Raw genomic sequence first — 11,098 nt, 5'->3', positions numbered from 1 at the left:
CCCGGGTGCTGTCCCGTCCACCCCACCCGTGTGTTGTCATTGACGCGGAACGCCTTCCACGGCGGAGGGCGCGTCAGTCCTTGTAGACAACCCGGGATCCTCCGCTGGCGCGCACGTCGCTCTGGCTCGGGCGGGACACGAGCTGGAGGACGCTGCCCCCGGAGGCCTCGCCGCTGACGCGGTCGGACGCATCCACCTCCACGCGCGAGCCGCCGCTCGCTTCCGCGTCCAGCGTCTTGACGCCCTTCACGTCCAGGGCCCGCACGATGGAGCCCCCGCTGGCCTCGACGTCGAAGTCCGTTGCCCGTCCCGCCAGCGTCACCTTCGAGCCACCACTGGCCTCGGCATCCACCTGGCGTGCATCCACGCCGCGGACGTTGACGATGGCGCCGCCGCTGGCGTCGACGTCGAACTCGTCCGTGCGCGTGGCGTCCGCGTCCACGTGGCTGCCGCCGCTGGCGTGGATGCCTTCGACGCGCGGGCTGGAGACGTACAGGCGGACGCTGCCGCCTTTGAATCCGCTGAAGAGCTTCTTGTCCACGCGGGTGCGCAGCGTCCCGTCATGCACATCCAATTCGATTCGGGACACGAGTTCGGCCGGTCCCTCCAGGCGCACGGACTTGGGGCCCACCTTCACCTCGGCCCGGATGCCGTGGCTCACCGATACCTCGTCGAAGTCGGGCACCTCTCGGACGTCGCCTCGCTGTTGTGTGGAAGCGGACGCACCGGCTTGAGGCTCCTGGGCATGGGCACAGGCACCGAAGAGGAGGAAGGAGGCGACGATTGAGACGCGGACGGGGGACATGGGCACGCTCCAATGGAAAAGGGTCCACGACATGGACCCCGACGTGCTCAAGGTACGCACGCTCTCGGCATTGATTGCCTGCCCTTCGGTTCAGGGGTCCGAAAGCAGGCTCAACGGGCCGCGGACGGAGGTCGTCTCTCCGGGCTTGATGTCCACGGGGACCTGGTGCGCCTTGGCGGTGGCATCCACCAGCTTCAGGGTGTGCTGGCCCGCGGGCAGCTTCACCTTGAAGAGCGGCGTCTTGCCCAGGTCCTGGCCGCCGAGGAACACCTGGGCCTTGGGCTCGGTGACCAGGGTGAGGAAGCCGGGCTCGCCCGCCGGTACGCTCTCCGAGGCGGGCGGCGTGGCCGGTGCCTTGCGGGGTGCCGTGGTGACCGCCTTGCTCCGCTGCGTCCCGTTGCGGACGCGCTTGAAGGTCCGGGGCTCCTTGAGTGGGGCGTCGTCCTCGGTGGCGGAGTCCGAGTCCGGGGCACTCTCATCCGGCACGGGGACCTGATCCGTCAGGATGGTGGGGTCCACATCCGCGATGGCCGGGGCCGAATCCCCCGTGTCCTTCGGCCCATCGTTCACCGGTGGAGCCACGGGAGTCGCTGTCCCCGCCGCCAGGGCCTTGTCCGCGTTCACCGGGGGGCGTGTCCCGGCGGTTTGCTGGGGGGGCGGTGGGGCACCCTGGCCGAGCAGGGGCTTCAGCCGGGAGGACACGACGCCACCGTCCAACCCCAGCATCACCACCGCGACGCCCAGCGCCAGCACGCCCACCACCGCCGTGATGGCCATCCAGGCCCGGCTTCGCCGAGGTTGTGGTTGGGACTGGGGGGCCCGCGCGCGCCTGGGGCCTGTTGTGTCGCCCCCCCGGCCTTGCAGCGTGGATTCTTCGTCGTCCTCCTCCATGGGCATGTCGTGGAAGCGGACGGGCTGGGTGGTGGGCTCGGTCGAAGAGCCACCCTGCCTGCGGCGGGGAGGAATGGGGCGGCGCGGCGAGGGCGTCACCGGAACCGTGTCCCCGCCACGCTCGGGGGGCAGCACCGGCATGCGAATCATCGCCGTCTGCAGGTCGCGCTCGGCGTGGGGCGGCGTGGGCACGGAGGCGCGCAGGCCGTCCTGGGCGCGGGAAGCGCGGGTGCGGGATGCATCTTCCGTCGCGGCGCGAGGCGCGGGCGCCTCGGATGGGGTCCCCGTGCGCAGGCCGTCCTGCATCCGGGACGAGCGGGACCGTGCATCGGCACGCGGGGGCTCATCCACGGACGGGGAAGGCTCGGGCGTGCGAGATGAACGTGTCCGAGGCGCTTCATCGCCAGCAGGTGTCGGATCAGCCGTGCGAGATGAACGTGCCCGAGGCGCTTCATCGCCAGCAGGCGATGGATCCGCCGTGCGCGATGAACGTGCCCGATGCGCATCATCCGCGGCAGGGACCGTATCCGGCGTGCGAATCGGTCGGGCGCGAGATTCCTCGGGCGCTGGCGGAGCGGGTGGTTCCGGGGAACGCACCCCGCGGACCTGGGTCTGTTCCCGATCGGTGGCATGGGCATCAGCCGCCGAGGCCCGCGAACCCTGACGTGCGGAGGCCTCACCCGGCGCGGATGCAGAGGCGCTCGCGTCCCGGCCGGTGCCCGGCAGTTGCGTGCGGACCGTGTGCTCCGGAGGGTGGACCGGCATCCCTGGCTGGGTGCGCACGTGCTGTCCCCCGGACGGAGGGAGCGTCATCGCCTCGGAGGGAGGAGGCGGCGGAGCGTGTACGTCAGCGGGGGACGCGCGCGAGGCCAGCCGCTTGCCCGGAGGCGCCTGAAGCACGGCCTTGCGAACGGTGCCAGCTTCAGGGGACGCGGCGGGAGCGCCCGTGGTGGGACGCCGGGGCGCGGGGGGCGGCGCGGCGTTCCGAGGCGCTCCCGAAACCCGAGGCGACGGCGGCAAGGTGACGCCACCGGTGGGCAGCTCGGACGGTTCAACCCCCATGGCCATCACCTTGGCCAGGTTCACCACGCCGGTGGTGTCCCCCGTGTCGTTCTGCCCACTCATCAGGAGCTGCCGCGTCTGCTCACGCCGGTCGGAGAAGAGGCGGAGCATCAGCTCGCTGCTCTGCTCGGGGTGCCAGATGAGCGGTCCCACGGCGCGCTCGATGGCGCGGGCGAACTCCAGCGTGGAGGCGTACCGGTCCTCGCGGCGCTTGGACAGCGCGCGCATGACGATGGCGTCCAGCTCCGGCGGCACGTGCTTGTTGGTGCGCGAGGGCGGCGTCACCTCGCAGCGCAGCACCGCGTTCATCATCGCCTCGGCCTGCTTGGCGTAGAACAGCCGCATGCCGGTGAGGCACTCGTGCAGCACCACGCCGAGGCTGAACAGGTCGCTGCGCGCATCCAGCGGCTCGCCCATGATCTGCTCGGGCGACATGTACCCGCTGGTGCCCTTCACCATGCCCACTGCGGTGCGGCTGGCGCGGGCCAGGCTCTTGGCGATGCCGAAGTCGAGCAGCTTGGTGACGCCCTCGTACGTCACCATGATGTTCTTCTCCGCCACGTCCCGGTGGATGACGGGAGAGGGGCGGCCCAGCGGATCCGTGAAGGTGTGTGCGTAGTGCAGCGCCACGGCGGTATCGCGCACCGCCATCAGGCTGTAGCCTATGGGGATGGGGGTGTTGGCCTGCCGGCACGCGCGGGCCACCTCCACCAGCGTGGCGCCCGGGACGAACTCCATGGAGAGGAAGAGCTCTCCGTCCGCGATGTCCAGGTCGTACACCTGGGCGATGTGCGGGTGGTTGAACGCGGCCGTCACCTTGGCCTCGTCCAGGAACATCCGGACGAATTCCTCCTCGCCGCGGATGTCGGGGAGGATTTGCTTCAGCACCACCAGCTTGTGGAAACCCGCCAGGCCACGCTGGGACGCGAGGAAAATCTCCGCCATCCCGCCCGTCGACAGGCGGCAGAGTACCTCGTACTTGCCCAGCGAGCGCGCTTCCGGCGCGAGCGGCAGCGTGTTCCCACTCATTGAATGGCGTCGAATGTACACCGTGAGCCGGATGGACGCGAAAGCCCCGTCCCTCACGGGTTCGTTACCGGACCTGGTGACTTCCCGGGTAGGGCGGAATTGAAGCCGGATTCAGGTGGGGAATCGTGGGCGGCCCGGACGGAGGATGTCAGGGGCGCGGGCCCGGCTGCGTCCTCGGCGGCAGGTCGCCAATTCCTGGCGATGGCTTTCCCGGTGAGACGCAGGCCCTCCATGGGCCGTGCTCCCGGGGGCTGACATTTTCCCGCGCGAGCCCTGCTTTCCCAGGATGGGAGTGGGCTAAACACGCGCCCAAGGTTCCATGGATACTTCCGTTTCGCCCCGCACCGTCACCGGCCGTCTCGACGTCCACCCTCGAGGCTTCGGCTTCCTCACCGTTCAGACGCCCGGCTCGCCCGAGGTGCTGTCCGCCTTCGTCCCTCCGCCCGACCTCAATCCGTACTTCGCCGGGGACGTCGTCACGGCCACGGTGACGGCGGGCGCGGATGGGCGCTGGTCGGCCAGCCAGCTGTCGTTGGTGGAGCGGCCTCGCACGCAGGTCTACGGCGAGGTGGTGCTGCGCAAGGGCGCGCCCCTGCTCCACGTGGACCGCGAGGTGGCCAACGCGGACTGGGTGCTCGACCCCGCGGGGACGCAGGTGCAGGCCGGTGACGCGGTGGTCGCGCGCATCGACGAAGGCAAGGTGGTGCTGCTCTACCGGGTGGAGGAAGGGGAGGACCGCTCCCTGGAGCGCGTCATCGCCCGGCACGGGCTGCGAAAGGACTTCTCCGCGGAAGTCGTCGAGGAAGCGCGGGGGGCGCGCGCGGTGCCGCATGCGGTGGGCGCGCGGCGGGACTTGCGGGACGTGCCCACGGTGACGGTGGATGCGCCGTCCACGCGGGACATCGACGATGCGATTTCGGTGCTGCCGGCGGGGCCGGACGGGGCGCTGCGGCTCCTGGTGTCCATCGCGGACGTGAGTGAGTACGTGAAGCAGGGCACGGCGCTGGACGCTGAGGCGCGCGAGCGGGCCACCAGCGTGTACCTGGCGGGGCGCGTGCTGCCGATGTTGCCGGAGGAGTTGTCCTCGCACTGGCTGAGCCTGGTGCAGGGCGAGGAGCGGCTGTGCCTCACGGTGGAGCTGCGCATCGACCCGCAGGGGCGGGTGACGGCGGCGGACGTGTACGAGAGCATCATCCGTTCGTGGGCGCGGCTGAACTACGACGAGGTGGCCGCCTTCCTGGACCGGGGTGAGGTGTCGGCGCCCATGGAGCCGGTGCGCGAGGTGATGCCGTGGTTCCGGCTGGCGGCGGCGCGGCTGGCGGTGGCGCGGGCCGCGCGAGGCGGCATGGAGTTCGCGCGGGACGAGGCGCGCTTCACCTTCGACCAGGCGACGGGCGAGCTGTCCGGGCTGGTGAGTGAGAAGCCGACGTCGGCGCACGCGATGATTGAGCGCTTCATGGTGGCGGCGAACGAGGCCATCGCCGGGTGGCTGCTGGCGCGCGGCCTGCCCGGGGTGTACCGCGTGCACGAGCAGCCGGACCCGTTGCGGGTGGCGGACCTGAATGCGTTCGCGGAGACGTCCGGCTTCGCTGCGGGCTTCGGACGGGAGCTGACGCCGCTCGCGCTGGCGGCGTTCGACCGGCAGATCGCGGGCGCGGTGGCGGAGCCGGCGCTGCGTTCGGTGCTGCGGCGCTCACTGGGCCCGTCGCGCTACACGGTGAAGCCGGGGCCGCACTTCGGCCTGGCGGCGCCGCTGTACCTGCACTTCACGTCACCGATTCGCCGGTACGCGGACCTGGCGGTGCACCGGACGTTGAAGGGGTACCTGCGCGGGCGCCGGGACTTCGTGGACGAGGACCCGGGGGTGGAGGCGCTCGCGGTGCACATCAACGCGAAGGCGCGCGCGTCGACGCGGGCGGAGAACGACCGGCACCGCGAGTTGGAGGCGCGGTGGATGGCGGGGCACGTGGGCAAGCAGTTCCAGGCGCGTGTGACACGGGTGCGGCCCTTCGGCCTGGTGGTGCAGTTGGATGGCATGTTGGTGGAAGGCGTGGTGCCCGCGGATGCCCTGTCCGGAGGCCCCTTCCGGCCGGATGCGCGGGAGCTGTCCCTGGTGGGCAAGGAGCGGACCTTCACCGTGGGCATGCCAGTGACGGTGAAGGTAACCTCCACCGACGAGCAGCTCGGCCGCATCGAGCTGTCACTGGCCGAGTAACCGGCGCGCGCTCGCCCTCAACCCGCGAGCGGCAGGCCGTCCGTCTTCCCCGTCAAATCCTTCGCGGTGGCCCACCCGAGCAGCCCCGTGGAGGACTTCACCAGGTAGAGGTAGCCCTCACCCTTGCGGCCCGAGGGCGCGGCGGCGAGAACCTGAATCTTCGAGCCCTGGGCCAATGTCGCGACGGCGCTCTTGTCCGTACGGCTGCGAGCCAAGGGGAACGACTGCTTCACCGTGGCCTCGACACCAACGGCGTACAGGTCCTGCGGCACCTCGGACACCTTGCCCGTCTTCGCATCCACGACGTACTTGTCGCGCCGGTTCCAGAAGCCCTGCCATGAGTCGGACAGGATGATGCCGTTGCCCTTGGCCTCGGTGAGCGCGGGCACGGTGCCCAGCAGCTTCAGCGCCTTGCCGTCGAAGCCGTAGATGTACGAGCGCTGGTCGTAGTCCGTCTGCCCGGTGCGCACCACGAGCTCCTTGCGCTTGTCCCGGCTGTCCAGGTCCACGATGAACACGCCCGCGGGCTCATTGTCATCACCGGGGCCCCGGATGGTGGCGCTGCCCGCCTTGAGGATGAACTCGTTCTTCGGTTCGTCGAACTGGATGGACACGGCTTCCGGCGTGCCATCACCGTTCAAATCCACCGAGGCGGACTTCACAGGGGCCGTGTCATCCGCGATTGCCAGCGGCGCCGTCAGCAGGGAGCACGTCATCACCGCCAGCACGGACGCGTTCGTCTTCATCGAAGTCCTCGGTGTCACGCGGCGCCGTGGAAGCACGGCCCGGATTCTCGCGCCCGCATCGTAGCCACACGGGTGTGCGAGGCGGCTGGGATTCACCGCGTCGCCGCGCTCAATCCCGCCGTCCGAAGCGCCCCCGGAAGTGTGTATCCAGATAGGCCTCCGCATGCTCGTAGGTGGCCAGGTCCATCGCGGACAGCGGGCCGCCGTGCTCGAGCAGGTTCGCGCGCCGGGCGCGTTGCAGCACCGAGCGCGGCGCCTCTTTCGAAGCAGGCGCCAGCGTGCGCGCCACGGTGGCCACTCGCGCATGGGCCTCGTCCACCACCGCGAGCGCTTCGTCCAGCGAGACTTCCTTCTCATCCAGCGCGGAGGACAGCTGACAGTGATAACGCCTGCAACTCGCCGGGCGGTCCGCGTAGACGGTGCACGTGCGCCCATCCAGGGCCGAGCAGTGTTGCATCAAGGCGAGACTTCCATCCGTGCGTGAGCCCACGGGCAGTCCCCGTCGCTGGAGCGCCAGGGCTTCCTCCGGCTGGAGCGACACGTGCGTGAAAAGCGTTCCGTCACAGCACATGCCGCAACGAAGGCAGAGGGTGTTGAGCGGCATGGTCCTCCCCCTAACCCGCTGACGGAGCCGGTTCCATCCCAGCGAGCAGGCATGCGAGCGCTCACCCCTCCGACAGCCATGCCACACCACCTCACCCCAAAAAGCCTGGGTGCGCACGGACCCGATGGGATGCGGGCGCACATCCCGTCTGAGAGGGAAATGACCATCCGTGTGACACTTGAAAAATAAGACATCCAGACCTGTCCTGGAGAGCAGGTTACGCACGGCTCGTTCGTGCTCACGCTTCCAGTGAGAATTCTCAAGTCTCGCACCTGTGAAGCCGTACAATCGGCGTCCTTCAGACAACGGAGCTGTCATGCAGGCGGACACGCTGGAAGGGTTGAGCGGCCGGGCGTCGATGCTCGGTTACCGGATGGGGACGGAACTGACGGCGGTGGCGTCGTTCGGAAACCTCCAGGCGCCGTGTCGGCTGGTGCAGCTGTCGTTGGAGCACCTGACGCTGAACCTGGGCACGCAGGCGGCGCCGAAGCCGGGCGACACCGCCTCCGTGGTGCTGGGCCATGGCGAGCGCTGGGCCACCGCGCTGGACGTGGAGGTCATGGACGTGCGCGGCGCGCCGGAGGTGAGCATGCGCTTCCTGGCGCCGCCCCTGGACGCGGGCCGCCGCATCGTTTCCGTGCTGGAGGCGCTGCGTGACAACGGCCTGCTGCTCCCGCCGGAGACGCGGCCGGTGTGGAAGGAGCGCATCGAGCACCCCGACCGCGTGCGGCGCATCTGCGACGCGCTGGTGGGCAGGCAGGCGCGCGGCATGGCGCGGACCGCGGACGGGCGCAAGGTGCCGGTGACGGCCGCGTACTTCGACCCGCACGAAGGCCGCATGGGCTGGCGCTTCGAGGGTGGACTGCCCGCGCAGCCCTTCACCCTGGAGGCCTTCGGCTACAGCAGCGTGGTGCACCTGGAGGTCAGCGAGGCGCGCGAGGAGTCCGGCCTGGTGCTGATGCCGCTGCCCCGGGAGCTCGTTCGTTACCGCCACCGCTGGCTGCGGCGCGCGCCACCGAGCCGCGCCTGCACGCTGTCCTTCGACCATCCGCTGTGGCCGCAGGTGCACGTGCGGCGTCAGGTGTTGGACCTGTCCTATGAGGGCCTCGCCTTCCTGACGGAGCCCGGCGAGGACCTGCTGTACCCGGGTCTGCGCCAGCCGGTGCTGGAGGTCGTGACGGAAGGAATGGCGCCGGTGCGGCTGCGCGCCGAGGTGCGCAACATCTCCAGCACCGCGGCGGGCCGCCGCTGCGGCATGTCCGTGCGTCCCCTGGATGCGGCGGGCGCGCAGGCCTGGCGCGCGCTGGTGGAGGCGCAGATGCACCCGGCCACCCAGGTGGAGGGTGACTGGGGTGATGCCACCTGGAAGCTCTTCGACGGCTCGGGTTACTTCCGGCTGCCGGGCAAGTCGCCGGAGGACTTCGAGGACGCGCACCCCAGCTTCGACGCCACGCTGGCGCGGCTGGAGGGCCGGACGCGGCTGGGCTACCGGGTGGTGCACCCGGAGGGGCAGTCCGTGGGCGCCACGCTGTCGGTGGTGAAGCCGTACGAAGGCAGCTGGATGGCGCACCAGCTGGCGCGTCAGCCGGTGAAGGGCAGCCGCACGTCGGCGCGCGAGGCGCTGCGTGACATCTACCTGCGCGGCTACGAGCCCACGCAGGTGGACCCGGAGGTGAAGTGGTTCTTCGCCTTCTGCGAGGCGCGCGTGCGCTGGGTGCGCTTCACCAAGTTCGACTTCGCCACCTGGTACGAGCACACGGGCCAGACGTGCCTGGTGCCCTTCCAGCTGATGGAGGCGGAGGTGGACGGGGCCTGGGAAATCCCCGCGGGCATCGAGGTGGGCACGCCCACCGAGGCCGAGCGCGCGGCCTTCTTCCAGCAGGTGGAGCGCACGCGTCCGCTGGCCTACCGCGAGGCGCTGGACCTGGTGCCGGAGCGCTTCGACCTCAAGCGCGCCAAGGAGCGCTGGGGCGAGGCGGGCATGGGCCGCGAGCGCGAGCTGGTGGTGGCGCGGCATGAGGGCAAGCCCGTCGTCCTGGCGGTGCTGGAGACGGCGCAGCCGGGCCTCAACCTCTTCAACGTGCTGGACGGCGTGCGGCTGGTGCCGCTGGTGGACGACGCGACGAAGGAGGCCCAGGACGCCATGGTGGCGCTGCTGGCCCACGCGGCGGACTGGTACCGCGCGCGCGAGCGCAAGGTGTTCATCCACTACGTGGAAGCGGCCTGCGTGGAGTACGTGGAGCGCGCGTCGCTCGCGGACCTGGGCGAAGGCAAGCTGTGGGTCATCTCCGCCAGCCTGCTACCCGAGTTCCTCGAGCACCTCCACGAGGCCACCACGCCCCCGGCGGGGGCGTAGTCGCGGGGACGGGGGCTCAGCCCTCGTCTTCGTCCGGGTCCGGGTAGGACTCCAGCTCGTCGTCTTCCTCGACGGTGTGCGCGGGGCCGCGCTTCTTGCCCTTGCTGTCGCCACTGCCGACGTCGAAGTCCGCCGCCACCACGTACCACTGGCGGCCCTGCTGGATGCGGCGCAGCAGGCCTTGCTGCTCCAGCGCGGCCAGCAGCCGGGCGAAGGTGGAGAAGCCGTGCTCGCGCTCGTCGAAGTCGGGCTCCTTGCGGACGATGGCTTCCTTGATGAGGGACGGGTTCACCGGCCCGGTGGCGCGTGCCAGCATGCTCTGCACCACCTCGCGGGCGATGTCCGGCATCTCCGTCTTCGGCTGGGACTTGCCGCCACCCTGCGGCGTCTTCTCCTTGTCGCCCCGGCCCTTCTCGTCGCGCCCCTGGCGGCCGGCGCGCTTGCCGTGGCCCGCCTCCTCGGCGGACACGCTCTGCCGGCCCTTCTCCTTGTCGCCCTTGTCGGAGCGTGACTGGCGCGGGCGCAGGTAGATGAATTCGTCGCAGGCCTTCACGAAGAGCGGCGATGTGGACTCCTTCACCGCGAGCCCGATGACGGTGCGCCCGTTCTCACGCAGCTTGTAGGCCAGCGGGCAGAAGTCGCTGTCGCCGGAGCCGATGACGAAGGTGTCGATGCTCTCGCGCGCGTAGCACAGCTCCAGCGCGTCGATGACCAGGCGCATGTCCGCGCCATTCTTGCCGGCGCGCGTGGAGGGCGGCACGTCGATGAGCTCCACGCCGAACTCGTGCAGGCGGATTTTGGCCTCGGCGAAGCGGGACCAGTCGCAGTAGGCGCGGCGGAAGACGACCTTGCCCTTCTCCAGCAGCCGGTCGAGCGAGGGCTGCAAGTCGAAGCTCGCGGAGCTGATGCCCGTGTTGGTGACGAGGTTCTCGAAGTCGATGAAGAGGGCGATGCGGTGCTCAGCGTTGCGACCGTTCACGTGCGGCCTCTGCGTGGTGCCGCCACGAAGGCGGCGGGGAAAGGGGTCCGGGCAGGACGGCGCACCCTAGCCCGAATCGCTCGAGGAGAGAGGATGCACTCGATGAGGACCGGCTGAATATTGGACGGTCCTCATGCAAGGGATGCCGATGTATTATTGAATGTTACTCGGGGATAAGGCTTGACGCAATGATAGTGAATTGGGCTGGGTTGAAGCCAGGCGCTTGTATGGGCCAGGGGGAAACCGCGTCGTCAACGTCACTTCAGGCTTCAAAGACACACCATTCTCGATACGAAAAACGTGATGCGCATCACCTGTCTGGTGTTGCTGGGTGCACTGGGGGGCTGCGCGCAAGCCTCCTCTGGGGACGCGGCGTCCCCGGTCCGTTGGGGGAATGGAGGTGGGTGGGAG

The 11,098-nt window shown here is 69.9% G+C and carries 7 protein-coding genes; 2 read left to right on the top strand and 5 right to left on the bottom strand.

Features of this window, described 5'->3' with window-relative positions:
- Positions 1 to 73: 73 nt before the first annotated feature.
- Positions 74 to 805, bottom strand: a complete 732-nt coding sequence (locus tag F8M74_RS36265) for a head GIN domain-containing protein (RefSeq protein WP_228560864.1) — start codon at positions 803 to 805, stop codon at positions 74 to 76.
- Between the two features lie 90 nt (positions 806 to 895).
- Entirely contained in the window at positions 896 to 3,787 is a 2,892-nt protein-coding gene (locus F8M74_RS36260) for a serine/threonine-protein kinase (protein ID WP_194858741.1), read from the bottom strand.
- Positions 3,788 to 4,106: 319 nt separating this feature from the next.
- Between F8M74_RS36260 and F8M74_RS36255 the strand changes: the two genes are divergently transcribed.
- Positions 4,107 to 6,002: a ribonuclease R family protein gene (locus F8M74_RS36255; protein ID WP_141256644.1), complete on the top strand. Its 1,896-nt coding sequence runs from the start codon at positions 4,107 to 4,109 to the stop codon at positions 6,000 to 6,002.
- Between the two features lie 17 nt (positions 6,003 to 6,019).
- On the opposite strand, the gene F8M74_RS36250 is transcribed toward F8M74_RS36255, so the two are convergent.
- Entirely contained in the window at positions 6,020 to 6,748 is a 729-nt protein-coding gene (locus F8M74_RS36250; RefSeq protein ID WP_228560863.1) for a hypothetical protein, read from the bottom strand.
- A 109-nt stretch (positions 6,749 to 6,857) separates the two neighbouring features.
- Positions 6,858 to 7,352: a YkgJ family cysteine cluster protein gene (locus tag F8M74_RS36245; RefSeq protein WP_141256646.1), complete on the bottom strand. Its 495-nt coding sequence runs from the start codon at positions 7,350 to 7,352 to the stop codon at positions 6,858 to 6,860.
- Positions 7,353 to 7,668: 316 nt separating this feature from the next.
- Between F8M74_RS36245 and F8M74_RS36240 the strand changes: the two genes are divergently transcribed.
- Positions 7,669 to 9,708 (top strand): PilZ domain-containing protein, encoded by a 2,040-nt coding sequence (locus tag F8M74_RS36240; RefSeq protein WP_171410558.1) that lies wholly within the window; start codon positions 7,669 to 7,671, stop codon positions 9,706 to 9,708.
- A 16-nt stretch (positions 9,709 to 9,724) separates the two neighbouring features.
- On the opposite strand, the gene F8M74_RS36235 is transcribed toward F8M74_RS36240, so the two are convergent.
- Positions 9,725 to 10,687: an NYN domain-containing protein gene (locus tag F8M74_RS36235; protein WP_141256648.1), complete on the bottom strand. Its 963-nt coding sequence runs from the start codon at positions 10,685 to 10,687 to the stop codon at positions 9,725 to 9,727.
- Positions 10,688 to 11,098 lie beyond the last annotated feature (411 nt).

Origin of the sequence: Myxococcus sp. CA023 (assembly GCF_010998615.1) — a bacterium.
GTDB lineage: Bacteria > Myxococcota > Myxococcia > Myxococcales > Myxococcaceae > Myxococcus.
This window is presented reverse-complemented; position numbering and strand designations above follow the sequence as displayed.

Coding starts and splice junctions, on each gene's coding strand:
- F8M74_RS36265 (WP_228560864.1), bottom strand. CDS start 805: ATGTCCCCCGTCCGCGTCTCAATCGTCGCCTCCTTCCTCCTCTTCGGT.
- F8M74_RS36260 (WP_194858741.1), bottom strand. CDS start 3,787: ATGAGTGGGAACACGCTGCCGCTCGCGCCGGAAGCGCGCTCGCTGGGC.
- F8M74_RS36250 (WP_228560863.1), bottom strand. CDS start 6,748: ATGAAGACGAACGCGTCCGTGCTGGCGGTGATGACGTGCTCCCTGCTG.
- F8M74_RS36255 (WP_141256644.1), top strand. CDS start 4,107: ATGGATACTTCCGTTTCGCCCCGCACCGTCACCGGCCGTCTCGACGTC.
- F8M74_RS36245 (WP_141256646.1), bottom strand. CDS start 7,352: ATGCCGCTCAACACCCTCTGCCTTCGTTGCGGCATGTGCTGTGACGGA.
- F8M74_RS36240 (WP_171410558.1), top strand. CDS start 7,669: ATGCAGGCGGACACGCTGGAAGGGTTGAGCGGCCGGGCGTCGATGCTC.